9 protein-coding genes are annotated in these 15,018 nt (G+C 46.4%); 4 read left to right on the top strand and 5 right to left on the bottom strand.

Features of this window, described 5'->3' with window-relative positions; all coding sequences use genetic code 11:
• Window positions 1-30: 30 nt before the first annotated feature.
• Genes G9G53_RS13585 through G9G53_RS13575 form a run of 3 tightly spaced genes read right to left on the bottom strand, consistent with a single transcriptional unit; the run spans window position 31 to window position 4,044 of the window.
• On the bottom strand, window positions 31-1,230 hold the full coding sequence (locus G9G53_RS13585; RefSeq protein WP_165148273.1) for a Ger(x)C family spore germination protein: 1,200 nt from the start codon (window positions 1,228-1,230) through the stop codon (window positions 31-33).
• Entirely contained in the window at window positions 1,227-2,321 is a 1,095-nt protein-coding gene (locus G9G53_RS13580; protein WP_165148270.1) for a GerAB/ArcD/ProY family transporter, read from the bottom strand. The genes G9G53_RS13585 and G9G53_RS13580 overlap by 4 nt, the downstream gene beginning before the upstream one ends.
• 22 nt (window positions 2,322-2,343) lie before the next feature.
• Window positions 2,344-4,044 (bottom strand): spore germination protein, encoded by a 1,701-nt coding sequence (locus G9G53_RS13575; RefSeq protein WP_165148267.1) that lies wholly within the window; start codon window positions 4,042-4,044, stop codon window positions 2,344-2,346.
• A 247-nt stretch (window positions 4,045-4,291) separates the two neighbouring features.
• On the opposite strand from G9G53_RS13575, the gene G9G53_RS13570 reads away from it, so the two are divergent.
• The 3 genes from G9G53_RS13570 to G9G53_RS13560 all read left to right on the top strand — a co-directional run bounded on the left by G9G53_RS13570 (window position 4,292) and on the right by G9G53_RS13560 (window position 10,108).
• Window positions 4,292-4,633: a phage tail protein gene (locus G9G53_RS13570; RefSeq protein WP_029515877.1), complete on the top strand. Its 342-nt coding sequence runs from the start codon at window positions 4,292-4,294 to the stop codon at window positions 4,631-4,633.
• A 48-nt stretch (window positions 4,634-4,681) separates the two neighbouring features.
• The gene (locus G9G53_RS13565; RefSeq protein WP_165148264.1) at window positions 4,682-8,572 is read left to right on the top strand and encodes an immunoglobulin-like domain-containing protein; all 3,891 of its coding nucleotides are present in this window, start codon (window positions 4,682-4,684) and stop codon (window positions 8,570-8,572) included.
• A 234-nt stretch (window positions 8,573-8,806) separates the two neighbouring features.
• Complete coding sequence (locus tag G9G53_RS13560; RefSeq protein ID WP_165148261.1) at window positions 8,807-10,108, top strand: exosporium glycoprotein BclB-related protein; 1,302 nt, start codon at window positions 8,807-8,809, stop codon at window positions 10,106-10,108.
• A 71-nt stretch (window positions 10,109-10,179) separates the two neighbouring features.
• Here G9G53_RS13560 and nirD read toward each other — a convergent pair whose 3' ends face one another.
• Window positions 10,180-10,509 (bottom strand): nitrite reductase small subunit NirD, encoded by a 330-nt coding sequence (nirD, locus tag G9G53_RS13555; RefSeq protein WP_165148258.1) that lies wholly within the window; start codon window positions 10,507-10,509, stop codon window positions 10,180-10,182.
• 39 nt (window positions 10,510-10,548) lie between these two features.
• Complete coding sequence (gene nirB, locus G9G53_RS13550; protein WP_165148255.1) at window positions 10,549-12,978, bottom strand: nitrite reductase large subunit NirB; 2,430 nt, start codon at window positions 12,976-12,978, stop codon at window positions 10,549-10,551.
• 353 nt (window positions 12,979-13,331) lie between these two features.
• Between nirB and G9G53_RS13545 the strand changes: the two genes are divergently transcribed.
• Window positions 13,332-15,011 (top strand): spore germination protein, encoded by a 1,680-nt coding sequence (locus G9G53_RS13545; protein ID WP_165148252.1) that lies wholly within the window; start codon window positions 13,332-13,334, stop codon window positions 15,009-15,011.
• Window positions 15,012-15,018: the final 7 nt, after the last annotated feature.

Raw genomic sequence — 15,018 nt, 5'->3', positions numbered from 1 at the left:
TATTGAAGGTTTTTCTAAAATACGTGCAAACTAGTCTGCCGTCGTAATCGAAGAGCCGTAATCTTCAATATGGATATCTGTGCTAAACCGTACAGGAATGGTGCTAAAAGTGGTATCCCAATCCTCTTTGACCTTACGCCAAACTTTAGGATGCTGAATCCTCAAGGCTTCTCCGAAACCTCCGACGTCAACCTTCAGCTTTTGCATTTTAGCTAACGTTTGTTCAGCTAATGAATTCACTCTCTCCTGAAAAAGACTCTCCTCTTTTCCAAGCACTTCGTTGCTACGCAAATTTTCACTTTTGTTTAAAACCTCCGAAATGCGTCCCTCTGAGGTCATTTTTACCTGAAAGAAAATGTCATCCCCCTGAACGATGGCCTTGATCTTGCTTTTCACCGCTTTGATCTCATATGCTATATTTTTCCCAGTCTTCGGATCGCTGCTTTTCAGCACGCCTCCCTTCAGATCGCCTTTGATCCACATAAGACCTTCAACCTCTGACTCATTCAGATAACCACCGTAGGTTTGCGTCTTTCCCTTAATGATTCCCGCACCTGCGAGCTTGATTTCATTCTCCGCCGTAATGACATTAGGTAATATAAAGCTTCTTTCACCCTTCATGGGTCCGATCACTTTAGCCAAAGCCACGGGCTTTATCAACCGCGCATTCCGTTTACGGTTTTGGAATATATCCTTTAAAATATAAGCAGGAATCTGACCAGGAATTTTCTCCTGAAGCGTATTCCCCGCCTTGTCTGTACTAATCAGCAACTGTACGCTGAGCCGAATATCATTATCCCCCAAGGAAAAGTCCAGTAACTCATACAAGGGAATCTTGCGAAGCAGACTTGAGCTGATAATAATCGTTTTCAAATGTTGCCCGATGGGAGGACGATTGGTCCGCAATGAAATTTCTCTGATCATTTCAAAAATGGAATCTCCCGTTTCCGTAATATTAAAAAATTTTTTAGCTTGTGGAGAAGAAGTGTTGGATCCACCGCTTTCTTCTGGAATGATAAATTGAAAGGTTCCTGTAATTAACTCCTTCTTTGGATAATCTCCTCCTTTTCGATTAATTTGTTCTTCTTGCAAAGATTCTTCCGCTATATCCATAGCAATGCCTGTCTCCAGATTCAGATCCTCCACCGGAGAACTGCTCCAGCAGCCTGAAAGTATACTGCATATCAGGAGAGCAGCCATTCCGAGTAATGCTGACCGTGCCCTCGTCATGACCGCACCCTCCTCCAGCGAGAAATAAGCAGCAGTGGCAGTGGAAGCAGAGCGAATAAAATGAAAGCTGCATTCCCCAGGATCGTTCCGAAAGAAAATAACTCATTCAGATTTTTGGGAATTTGGGACAGGAAGTAGATGATCGGAAGCAAAATGAACAGCGTCTTGGAATACGAGCTATTCAAAATTTGAGAAACTCCGAGCGAAGCGCAATAAAAAGCAATACTAAATGTGGAAAAAATTTGCATGATCCAAATGGTCAACAATAAGGATTCGAACCGTTCCAATAACAGGTACTCCACTTCAAAACTGCGAGCCAAATCTAAAAATGGCCAGGTTCTGCTCAAGACTCCTTCGAACGAAAAAGCGCCAATGCACAGGATCAGCGTTGCTGTATAAAAAGCGACCGCGATCCCGATCGCCAGTCCGATTGCCTTGGTTGCTTTCTCGGGTTTTTCCATCCGACAAAAAATAATCAGCAAGGACTCTGTCCCCGTTAATGTCAGGATTGTAGTCTTGAGCGTTCTAAACACTGGCATCACCCCCTCCGACAAGACAGGACGCAAATTATTCAATTCGAAAATATTTAAACTCAGCAAGCATATCAACAAAAAGATAGCCGTCGTAATCGGGAAAATTAATTGGCATATTTTACCTAAAGAGCTTACTCCTCCCATGCATAGGTACAGAGAGAGCCACATAAAAGGTGCTGAAATCGCCCACGCCGGAGTGCCTTCAAGCAGAAAGAACGACGTTACTTCCTCCACAGATCGGATTTCAAATGCGGCTATACAAACAAAATAAATAACAATCAGCATACCAATCCCTTTGCCAATGACTTTGCCTGTTATCCGCTGAACATACTGGTAAAAGGTACTTTCTGGAAACCTTGAACTTAGTTTGATCATAATCCATCCGAGCAGGAAAGTGCCCGCCCCTGCTAAAATGACAGATATCCACGCATCCGGTGTTTTTGCAACTTCAGTTGCTACTCTGGGAAGGGTAAGCAACCCGGCAGCCAGCATAAAGGAAACCACAATTGCCGTTGTCTGCAACGTTGTAATTTTATCCGCTTTTTTCCCACGGGCCATCTTGCTCCCTCCTGTGTCGAGCTCATCCTTGTCGCTTAGGATCTTTATGCTTCAATAGAATGGGTCTGTTTTTCATAAATTGTATCGGTGCTCGTATGAAGTAATCTTTCCAGTCTTTCAACGAACGGGGGGTCGTCAGACTCAGGAACGGCACACCGAAGCTGTGTAATTTAACCATATGAATGCTCAGCATCAGGAAAAACATGATCACGCCATACAACCCGAAGGTGGCCGCCGTAAACATGGCTCCAAAGCGCATGACACGCATGGAAATCCCAGCGCTGTATACAGGGGAGGAAAAGGAAGAAATCGCCGTGACTGCAACCACAATAACGAGGATCGGACTTACAATCCCGGCGTCAACAGCGGCCTGTCCGATAATCAAACCGCCGACGATGCCCATCGCTGGACCGATGGGTTTGGGGAGCCGAAGTCCCGCCTCACGTAAAATTTCGATAGAAATCTCCATAATCAGGGCCTCAACCAGCGTCGAAAACGGAACCCCCTGTCTTGCACTGATAATGGAAATGACCAGCTTGGTTGGAATCAATCCGGGATGAAACGAGATAAAGGAGATATAGAGCGCCGGGGCGAACAACGATATGAAAGTTGCTATAAAACGAAGGAATCGTATAAGCGACCCCGGTATCCATCGTTCATAATAATCTTCTGGAGACTGAAGCATCATCCCGTACGTTACTGGCATAAGAAGCGCAAAAGGTGTACCGTCCAGCAGAATCGCCACACGTCCCTCCAGTAATGCAGCCATGACCCGATCCGGTCTCTCTGTATTTTGAATTTGCAGAAAGGGGCTAAGAAAATTATCCTCAATAAGCTGCTCCACATAGCCCGACTCCAATACCTCATCCATATCAATGGTTTTGACCCGCCGCTTCACCTCATCCACAAGCTCCGGGTCGGCAATGTCTCTGAAATACACCACCATTAGCTGTTTTTCCACTCTTTTTCCAACTTTGAAGGACGACATGGCCAGTTCCGTACTTTCTCCATGTCTGCGCAGCATTGCGGTATTATCGCTGAGGGTCTCGGTAAAACCGACTCGTGGTCCTCGCAGCACCGATTCCGATATAGGGTCTTCCACCCCTCGTGTATTCCCTTTGGGTGTACCCAACACAAAAGCCCCTGGTATGCCCTGAATCATGAGTATGACAGAACCGAACAGCACCTTTTGCAAGGAGAACTGCACCTCTAACGTATACTCTGTTTCCGATACCAGCATGACCTGACGAATAAACATATTCCGAAGCTCTTCTCCTCTCGGAAGATCTTCCCCCCCTTGCCCGGAACTCCCCCAATCCATCAGTGGCTTTAAAATGTTCTGATCCATGCCAACCTTATCTGTTAAGCCATCCACAAAAAAAAGCGTGCCTACAGCGTTCAGTTTTTCCAGAAAAAAAGATCGTTCGTTTACATCCGACATTTCCGAGACGGCTTGTCTGACTTTTTCTATATTCGCCTCATAATCTTCGGTAAAGGTTCCCTTTTCCTTCTCTGCCTCACTTACAGACGGGTTGCGATCTGCCTGCTCCGAACGGTCTTCTTCTTCTAGAAGCTTTAATCGTTCCATACGTCTGCTCTCTCGACCATCCATCGCTTTAATTTGTCGTACCGTCAGAAAAATAATCAAAGGTATGATGAACAAAAAGGCAGCTTCTATCCATACGTTCCATTTGGGTATATGAGTTCCGATGACCTGCCACACGTTCTTTCCTCCTTTACTTCCATAGGATTTGTATATAGATTTACCTGGATTAGAAAAAAGATGCATGGACGATAGGTGGGATGGAATAAATTTCTTTGCTCACAAAAGGAATAAAAAGGTGAATTTGATAGATGAACTGTAGTGTCAAATGTAGAAATCCATGATAATATCTATTCATTCTATGACTAATGTCACAAATTCGTTGAATTCGTGGGCCATTATTCGAATCTAAAAAGGAGTTGTAGGTATGAAGAATCATTTTTGGAAGAAAACCGCTGTGTTGAGTTTGTTAGCGGTCATTTTGTTAGGTGGAACGGCAATCAGTCCCAAACAGGCACATGCAGGTTATGAGCCTTATATTGGGGAAATTACGGTGTACCCGTACATGTTCGCTCCTAAGGGATGGCTAAAATGCGAGGGCCAGATCTTGAGCATTGCTCAGAATTCAGCATTATTTAGCCTGCTGGGCACTAATTTTGGCGGCGATGGAATGAGCACATTTGCATTGCCTGACTTGCGCGGAGCTTCCCCGTTGCCAAATGTAAACTACTACATCGCAACCGAAGGGGCATACCCGTCCCGCCCATAAGATGAATACGCTCAATAGTGTGCTATTTAATAAAGAAGAGGTGATAGCGTGCTCGAAGGCAATAACTTCACACGCAACAAATTGAAACCCTATCGGTTGCTGGTTCCATTGCTGCCATTCATCGGCGGTGCGTTCCTGCTCATAGGGACGAATGAGGCACATGCTGCCGGTTGGGAAAATGTAGTGTTGCACAAGCCTGTAAGCTCAAGCGGTTACACGCAACCCTATGATCCCTCCAGAGCGGTAGATGGGTCAATCGAGCCAACAAGCCGCTGGTATCAGGCAAGCAATGGTGAAAAATGGATCCAGGTAGATCTGAGAGATTGGTATACCGTAGATCGATATGTTGTTACAGGTATGGGTGTCCATTATGGATGGAACGATCAACGTGATCCATACAGTTTCCGATTGCAGACAAGCAGCAACGGAATTAATTGGGTGACTGTAGATACCGTCCAGAATAATGAAAGCTCTAATGTTGAAAAGAGCATTGCCCCTGTAACTACACGATACTTGCGATTAACTATTGATCAAGGAAATGCAAGAAACAATCAATGGACTTCCATCATGGAATTCGCAGCTTATGGGGAGCAATTGCCTATTCCACAGGCTCCGGGCCATTTTGCAGGAACCAAAAATGGAAATACAGTGGAGTTAAGCTGGGATGCTGTTCCTTATGCAACATCATACAAAGTCATACGAGATAGCGTAACGCTCTATACAGGCAGCTTAACCCAATTCATAGACACTTCAGCCTTGCCGCCAGGTGAAGCAATTTATACGGTTCAGGCTGTGAATGCTAAAGGGGAGAGCACTCCCTCAGAGGTTAAAGTGATTATACTTACCGATGCCGAGAGAGTTGCACAGGCAAAAGCCGCTCTTGCTTTAGGCTTTGCATCTGGAGATACAGCTGATTCGGTATCTCAAAATCTGACACTACCCCTCACTGGATTGAATGATACGACGGTGAGCTGGAGTTCGGATACTCCTGACGTCATTACGAATGAGGGGGCTGTCACACGCCCGCGGTACGATCTGGGTGACCGAAAAGTAAAACTGACAGCTACGATTGCAAAAGGAATCGCCTCGGATACTCAAACTTTCGAAGTTACCGTACCGAAGATAACTGCACATGATACATTGGATCAAGCAGCAGGTGCCCTCTCGCTTGGCGATTTGTCTGCGCTGACAGAAAATATATCTCTCCCATTATCCGGTTATGGTGGTACGCAGATCGAATGGTCCTCGTCCAAACCTCTTGTTATTGCAGCAGATGGAACACTCACCAGACCCTCTTATAGTAGTGGAGATACTGACGTTATCCTAACGGCTACCCTGCAACTTGCAGGCTTAACGAAAACAAAGAATTTTACTGCGCATGTATTCCGTCTGCCCATGAGCGATACAGAAGCCGTTGACGCAGCATACAGGGCGCTTGAGTTGCCAATGACTACAGTAACCGGAGACGTATATTTGCCAAAAGACGCATTGAATGGTGTTCAGGTGTCATGGTCATCGACTCAGCCCCAGTTCCTGGATCATACGGGGCATGTAACATTCCCAAGCTATGTGCAAGGCGATCAGACCATCACGCTGGAAGCAGTTGTGTCACGAGGCGGGGTTGAGCTGCGAAAAACATTCAGCCTGCTCGTGCCCGCACTGCCCGTAAGTGCTGATGAAGCCGTAAATTTGGCAGCAAATACACTAAATTTGGATTATCCGCAAGGGATTAAGGATTCCATTGCTCTGCCTCGTACAGGAGCATTTGACACCCAGATTGACTGGTCTTCGGATCAACCGGATATCCTCAGCAATAGTGGTCAGGTGAATCGGCCTAAATATACAGACGGTGATGCGAATGTACAATTAATTGCCATTATTTCTAAAGGTGCAGCTTCTGTACAAAGAACATTCACGATCACAGTGCTGAAGGCATTGCCGAATACACCTTACGTACGATTGAACGGCAGTAATCCAATTGTTCTGGAAACCGGCGACAGCTTCACTGATCCAGGAGCCAGCGTACTGGACAGTGTTTACGGCAATATCCTGCTCCCTGAGCTTTCAGGTAGCGGGAAGGTTGATACAAATGTACCTGGTGTATATGTATTGAACTATGCTTATAGCGACAACGGGGGTTGGACGGCAGAGCCTGCAGAACGCCATATAAACGTGCTGCCTCGTGCTGTTACAGCCGCAGCAGGCAATGAGGATATAGCCTCTGTGATCGTTACAGGCGCCTTACCGAACGCACGGCTTGAGCTGTACAATGCTCAGCAGGAGCTTATAGCGGAAGGAATTGCTTCCGGAGAGGGTAGATATACATTTATACCCGTTCCTGAAGGAGCCACCTACTATGTGCTACAGAACGTAAATGGCATGAAGAGCGCTCCGTCAGGGCTAGTGTATCCGCAAGGGTTAACCGCGCAGCGCGTTGCCGATTCCATCACAAGCATAACACCTCCTACAATAAGTGATACATTGCTCAGGTTGCCTGTTGTACCTGATGGTTTCCGTGTGACCATCAGCAGCAGTAGCCAGCCAGACATCGTGCGTACAGACGGAACTATTGTTCAAGCAGGTACTCCTTCCGTTGTAACTATCATGCTGGATGTTATGAGGGTAAGTGATGGTTCTCATGCTTTGACGCAAGCCATAGAAGTGACCGTTCCTGCCAAGGTAATTGCGAATACAGGCAAATCTAACAAAGATAAGACTGAGGATCTATCTACTTTCGTGCCACAGATCGGATTTTCCGAACAAGGGAAAGAGTTCTCCCTCTTTGTTCCTTCGCCGGCATTTCTGGATGAGCAGATACAGCAAGCACTTCGTGAGGGCAAAGCATACGCAGACATTCGTTTGGAGCAGGAAAAACAAATGAGTCGTGTTCTCCTTCCTCATTCTTTACTGAATAAGTGGGATAAGATGGGTGCATCGGTAATATCCCGATATGGAACACTGAGGATATCCAGTGACACCTTAACCAGCATGGCCTCAGGTCAGCAGGACGTTACATTGTCATTCCAGCAGGTAGATGTACAGCGTGCACAGCAGATCCGTGATTGGGCTGAGCAACAATCCAGCCTGACGCCGATGGGTCCGGTTACAGACATCAAAGCTAATGTGACAGGGACATCGACCATCATTCTACCGCTGGATAACGAATCCTTAGGTGAGTTACACAATGCAGAGCCCCAGTTCTCCATTCTTGTTATTCATGAGAATGGCGAGCGTGAGATTCTAAAAGGTACTGCTGTAATGGATTCAAAAGGGATTTTGTCGGGTGTGAGTCTGAATACGACCGGGTTAGGTACCTTTGCCATCGCCACAGATGCAAAGCCTCAAACCGGTCATACCCGTGTGCAAAATGCCCCAATCAATTCGTCAGATTCGCAAGAGCTAGCTCAAGTATGGCCAGATGTACAAGGCCATTGGGCTGCGAAGTCCTTGCAATCTCTTGCAGACAAAGGCTGGATACAAGGCTATAAAGACGGCAACATACGTCCTGAGCGCGCTGTAAGCCGTGCAGAATTTGTAGCCATACTGACCAGAGCATTGGGAACTGCTGGAGATGAGAGCCCTTCTACCTCATTTACAGATATGAAGGGACACTGGGCTGGATCAGCTGTGGATTCTGCTTACCGTCAGGGATGGATTCAAGGGCTAACCGCTCAAACTTTCGGACCTGATGAAAGCCTTACCCGTGAACAGGCGATGGTGATCCTGTCACACGCGATGCAGAATCAGACATCCATTTCCAGCACTACTGCACTGCAATCCTACAAGGATGAGCAGCAGATTTCAGCGTGGGCCTCCGCAGCATTCCAAAATGCAGTATCCTCCGGCTGGATCAGCGGTTATCCAGATGGAACGCTCAAACCAAAAGCGGCTATCAGCAGAGGTGAGATGGCTGAACTGTTAGTACGTATGCTTAAATAAGAATTTTCAAGTTTCATAGATCAGATGAGTATAGCCAATACAACGCGGCCTCCAAGCTTTTCGGGGGGCCGTATTTTTTATGTGTATTTTATGTAGGAGCCTTCAACAATCATTTTTGCTTGGTCATTCACCCTTTTCGCTTCAGAAAATATATTATGAGTATCTGCGAAACGGGGCGATGAACCACCTGTCACCTCTACTGTAGGAAGAACGATCTGGAGGAGATATTTGAGCATGAAACATAAAAAACCGTTCAGGTTCAGTGGTGCATCAAAAAAAGATGAAGACTGTAAACCAACAAGAGTAAATAGAAGTATCGAAGATCTTCTCAGGCTGATTAATGAAATGACCGCGATTATCCCCATCGTGTTCGCAAACCCTTCTGCGGCTAATGTATCTTCCTTGCAACAGGTTTTAAGACGTCTGTTGTCTCTGGCGAAAAGCTTAAGGCTTCGCGGCGGGGCCAAGGCAGACTTACTGGCAGCGCTGGAGCTTGCTATTGTTGCGTTAGAAGCTACACCTTTCTCGCCGATCGGCGTAGGTACTGCACTGCAACAATTGCTGGATGCGCTATTGTCCATCGTTTTACAAGAATCCCTCGATCCTGCTCTTAAGGACAGCTTAATCAACGCGATCAGAATCGCTGGAACGATGGTTAGCAACGTATTAGGTGAAACATACTTGTCAGGGGAGCCCGGTGCACAAGGACCCCCAGGGCCTCCAGGGGTTCCAGGGCCTCCAGGACCTCCAGGAGCGGTGGGACCCGGCGGTGCGCCTGGGCCAGCAGGTGGACCAGGGCCACAAGGGCCTCCCGGACCTATCGGAGCGGCTGGACCTGTTGGCCCTGCCGGGCCTGCGGGGCCAGTTGGGGCGGCTGGACCTGTCGGCGCCGCTGGGCCTATCGGGGCCGCCGGACCGGAAGGCCCTGCCGGACCTGTCGGCGCTACAGGTGCTGTCGGACCTGCCGGGGCCACGGGTGTTACGGGCGTTACAGGAGTTACGGGAGCCACCGGCTCGGGGGCAATCATCCCGTTTGCTTCGGGCGGACCTGCTATACTGACAACCGTTCTTGGCGGATTGGTAGGGACTACAAGTTTAATCGGCTTTGGAAGCTCAGCAACAGGTATTAGCCTCGTAGGCGATACCATTGACCTCACAGGCACACTTGTAGGACCTCTGATTAACTTTGCTTTTTCCATACCACGGGATGGCGTAATTACATCTATTTCTGGTTACTTCAGTACAACGGCTGCACTGACCCTTTTAGCATCATCCGTTAGCATTACTGCCCAGTTGTTTAGTTCCCCCACACCTAATAACATCTTTACAGCGGTTCCCGGAGCTACCGTTACATTGGCTCCCCCGCTGGCTGGCATCATTGCTCTAGGAACGATCTCTAGTGGTATTACTACCGGATTGGCTATACCCGTAACCGCGCAGACCCGCCTACTTATGGTCTTCTCAGCAACAGCTACAGGAGCCTCCCTCGTCAACACCGTGGCGGGTTATGCAAGTGCAGGCATTACCATTACCTGATCCAAGACGAAAAAAGGGCCCAACAGGATTGTCCCTGTCGAGCCCTTTTTATTTGTATTCCATCAAACGAACTAAACCGTTTCAAGCGATATTTTTACTTCTTCTCCCTCTTCACAAACGGCGAACGTTTTAACTTGTCCGTGATCAGGCTCTTGAACGATGCCTGTCTGCAGATCAATTTTCCAGTCATATAAAGGATCATAGATATAATGACCAGATACTATCGCCTCTGTAAGAGGACCTCTTTTGGGATGAGGATTGATATTTTCAACGGCATAAAGCTCATTCTCCGAAGTGCGAAAAACAGCAATTTCGGCACCTTTGATGTGGATGGTACGTCCTATTCTGATCGGAAAATCCTTACTGTGACCGACGACAAGCCATTCGGCATTTTTGATCATTTGCTTGATCGCTCCCTTCCTCAGGCATTTTAGATACAATTACACAATAGACGGAGTGACAACCTCAAATAGATTTTTGCGTGTATCCTCATCATTGATGATCTTTTTCCAAGGGTCTTCGACCTGTTGTAGTGCAAATTCGATGCGTTCTACTAAAGCTTGTCGATTAGCTGTATCCTGAACGACTGCTTTCTGAATCTCTTCCAGACCGATCCGTTCCACCCACTCCGAAGTACGTTCCAGGTATTGTCCTGTTTCGCGGTAGAGTTGCATTACGCTACCTACAATATCAATCAACTCGGCGTCGGTTTTCACTTTACAGAGTGAATCAGCCAACCGCGCTTTAATACCGCCATTACCACCGATAAAGATCTCCCAGCCCCCATCATTACCTACGATTCCGATATCTTTGGTACATGATTCCGCACAGTTGCGTGGACATCCATTAACCGCTAATTTGAATTTTGCTGGGAAATCCAGTCGTTCGAATTTCCGTTCCAACACTTCTCCCATTCCCATCGAGTCCTGTGTGCCAAACCGACAAAATTGCGATCCAACACAGGTTTTAACCGTACGAAGTGACTTCGCGTAGGCATACCCCGACGGCATATCGAGTTCTTCCCATACTTTAGGCAGATCCTCTTTACGGACACCGATCAAATCAAGCCGCTGTCCCCCTGTTACTTTAACGACCTTAACGTTGTATTTAAGAGAAACATCTGCTATCTTCTTCAAATCTTCTGGGGTCGTTACACCGCCGTACATTCTAGGAACAACTGTAAACGTTCCATCCTTTTGAATGTTTGCGTGCAATCGCTCATTTACAAAACGGGAATCCCCCTCATTTTCATAGGTATCCGGGTTAATCATTCCCAGATAGTAATTCAGCGCCGGCCGGCATTTGGAGCAACCTTCATCATTATGCCAACCTAGTACATTCATAACTTCACGTGTTGTTGTCAGCCCCTTGGTTTTGATCGCTTCCACAATCTCGTCCCGGCTCAATGTTGTGCAGCCACATATTCCTTGTTTGGCTGACGTCTTGAAGCTGTCTCCAAGAACATATTGTAGAATCTGCTCTACGACCGGCTTACATCCTCCACAGGAGCGCGTTGCTCCGGTACATGCTTTAATTTCATCGACTGTAGTCAGTCCATTTTCATTAATTGCATCAACAATGGCCTTTTTAGTTACACCGTTACAGCCACACACAATTTCATCATCGGCCATCGTTTCAGCGGATGATGTTTTCGACCCGTGATTGCTGCATCCAGTACCCATGAGCTGTCCATATATTTCATCTGTCATCAATGTTTGCTGACGCACATATTTTTGAAGACTAGCAGATTCGCTCACATCGCCAAACAGTACAGTTCCAACAATCTTATTTTCACGAAGCAGCACTTTTTTGTAGGTGCGCTTCCACTCATCCTTTGCAACAATCACCGTATGTTCAGGCTTGGTTATGAATTCGCCAGCTGAGAAAACATCCACCCCTGAAATTTTGAGCTTGGTGGAAACCACCGATCCCATATAACCTTCAGTTTCCGCGCCTGCCAAATGTTTGGCAATGACACTTCCCTGCTCAAACAGCGGAGCTACCAGACCATAACAGATTCCGCGGTGTTCAACACATTCCCCTACAGCATATACATCCGGCACAGAGGTTCTCATCAAATCATCGACTACAATACCACGGTTCGTTTCCATACCACTTTGCACAGCTACCTGAATATTAGGCTTGATCCCAACCGCCATAACGACCAAATCCGCTTCCAGCTCGCTTCCGTCTGAAAACCGCAATCCTTGTACCCGATCTTGACCGTACACCTCCGAAGTTTGCATTTGCATAGCAAACTTGATTCCCTGGCGTTCTAGTTCTGCTTTTAGCATCGCAGAGGCTTCCCGGTCCAGCTGACGTTCCATCAAATCCTCCATTAAATGAACGACCGTAACATCCATACCCAGGTTGACCAAGCCTTTAGCTGCTTCCAGCCCTAACAGACCTCCACCAATGACAGCTGCCTTTTTAAAGGTCTTTGCCGCCTCAAGCATTGTCGAGCAATCGGCGATATCTCGGAAACCAATGACACCCGGTAATTCTTTACCCGGAATAGGCAGAATAAACGATTGTGAGCCAGTAGCCACCAAAGCCACATCATAATCAATTTCCAGTCCGTCTTCGGTGTGAATCTTCTTGTTCTCACCGTCGATGCTTTTCACCATTTTTCCTGTATATAAAGTAATCCCTTGATCCGCGTACCATTGCAAATCGTTCAGTATGATATCATCAATCGTTTTACTACCTTCCAATACATAAGAGAGCATGATCCTGTTATAGTTCGGATGCGGCTCATTTCCCAAGACTGTAATTTCATACTTATCCGTTAATTTTAAAATTTGTTCGACCGTATTGATACCAGCCATCCCGTTCCCTATAACCACAAGTTTCTGTTTACTGTTTATCATATACCGGTTCCTCCATTCATTCGACGATACTCCCTATCCGACGACATCTCCTACGTTCCTATGAATATTGCTTATGCTTCTATTCTAATACAGCAGATAGAGCTATATGTGATCAGAATCACAATGTAGTTCAAATTAAGAATATTTAGGGATTTCCCTATTCCGTTTCAAGGGATAAAGGTAAGAGCCGGAACTCATACATCATAAATACTCAAGATAGCTCCAAACAAGAATAGAAGTGTCATCGAGTGAATCTTTCCAATTCATGTGTAAATACAAGCTTTATAAGGAATACTTTAGGGACAACTTGTATCTTAAGGGGAAATGAATTGAATCGTTTGGAGGTGGTCATCTTGTGGTCTAAAATAATTTCTTATATTCCCAGCTGGAGTACACTCTTTCAAGCAGGCCTCGCGTTGATTATTCCTTTAGGGATTTATTATATAAACACCTCGATTTATTCTTTTGTTGGCAGTAAGGGGGCACAATCCAAACATTCTTCTGATCGTCCGCTTTCCGACGAGCAAAACGAAGGCCACGCTGATCAGCAGCATGCACCAAGCTCCAAAATTACAGGAAATTTTGATTCCGATTTAAAGTCGATCCAAGAGGCTATAGGTGAAAATAGTGATGTGCATTTTCGCGAGTTTATGGTAAAAAAATTTCATGCTCGGTCCGTGTTAGTCTTCATAGAAGGCATGCAGGATGAAAAGCTTATGAGCACTCAGGTATTGGAGGTCTTGATGTTTGAGGGCCAGCAGGACCCACAGGAACAGCCAGAAAGTATAAGTAACTCTTTTATAAAAGATAGCTTGATGCCACTTACGCAAATTAGTGAAGTTACCAGTATGGAGGAACTGCACGAGTTCATCCTTTTAGGTCATACCGCCTTATTAATTGAAGGAATGAAGGAAGCACTACTGGTGGGCTCGCCTAATGGCGCCATTCGCTCCGTCAATGAACCAACCTCTGAAGCATTACTTCGGGGTCCCAGAATCGGTTTTACGGAAGTATTAAGTGAAAATACTTCGATGCTTCGACGCCAGGGCTTAAATAAAAGTCTGGAAATGAAGAAATTCCAAGTGGGAAGCCGAATCAAAAAAGATCTTGTTGTCGCGTACATCAAGGATATTGTGAATCCGGATCTCCTTGAAGAAGTAAACCGCAGAATATCAAAAATAGACATGGATTTTTTGGCTGAATCCGGTTATGTGGAGCAACTTATTGAAGACAATTATTTAAGTCCGTTCCAGCAGGTTCACAACACAGAGCGACCCGACCGTGTCATTAATGCATTGCTGGAAGGAAGAATAGCCATTCTGCTGGACGGGACTCCCTTTGCACTTATTGTCCCGGTGACCTTCAGTATGCTGCTTCAATCTCCCGAGGATTATTATGAACGCTGGATTCCAGGTTCACTTTTACGTTTGCTGCGATTTTTTGGAGCTTTCATAGCGCTGATGGGCCCTGCTTTATATATCTCTTTTATTTCGTTTCATCCCGGTTTGATTCCGACCAAGCTGGTCATTAGCATCATTCAGACCCGTCAAGGCGTCCCTTTTCCTTCCGTCATTGAAGTCATGATTCTGGAAATTTCGATCGAAATCCTGCGGGAAGCCGGCATCCGATTGCCCAAACCCATTGGTCCTGCGATGGGCATTGTGGGAGGCTTGGTCATCGGCGACGCTGCTGTAAATGCGGGCATCGTTAGCCCCTTCCTGGTGATTGTGGTTGCGGTTACTGCCATTTCTTCGTTTTCGATACCGACATACAGTGCGGGCATTACCTTGCGTCTTTTGCGTTTCGTCGGCATGTTCTTTGCAGCAATCCTGGGTATGCTCGGAACCATATTGTTCTTTCTGTTAATTTGTATCCATCTGACGAAGTTGAAAAGCTTTGGCGTACCGTATGTAACTCCCTTTTCCCCCATGCGACCAAGCGATTGGAAGGATATGTACATCCGGGCTCCTATATCTCTGATGAAACGAAGACCTGTTATGATGAAAACGCAGCAAAAAAAGCGCAGATCATGATGCCAAG

The organism is Paenibacillus sp. EKM206P, from assembly GCF_011066155.1.
Lineage (GTDB): Bacteria > Bacillota > Bacilli > Paenibacillales > Paenibacillaceae > Paenibacillus > Paenibacillus polymyxa_D.
Note: the sequence above shows the minus strand (reverse complement) of the source record. Positions and strands in the feature narration are given on the sequence as shown.

What these genes read in the sequence shown, in the direction of transcription:
- nirD (WP_165148258.1), bottom strand. Translation starts at nt 10,509, where the DNA reads ATGATCAAAAATGCCGAATGGCTTGTCGTCGGTCACAGTAAGGATTTT.
- G9G53_RS13585 (WP_165148273.1), bottom strand. Translation starts at nt 1,230, where the DNA reads ATGACGAGGGCACGGTCAGCATTACTCGGAATGGCTGCTCTCCTGATA.
- G9G53_RS13560 (WP_165148261.1), top strand. Translation starts at nt 8,807, where the DNA reads ATGAAACATAAAAAACCGTTCAGGTTCAGTGGTGCATCAAAAAAAGAT.
- nirB (WP_165148255.1), bottom strand. Translation starts at nt 12,978, where the DNA reads ATGATAAACAGTAAACAGAAACTTGTGGTTATAGGGAACGGGATGGCT.
- G9G53_RS13580 (WP_165148270.1), bottom strand. Translation starts at nt 2,321, where the DNA reads ATGGCCCGTGGGAAAAAAGCGGATAAAATTACAACGTTGCAGACAACG.
- G9G53_RS13570 (WP_029515877.1), top strand. Translation starts at nt 4,292, where the DNA reads ATGAAGAATCATTTTTGGAAGAAAACCGCTGTGTTGAGTTTGTTAGCG.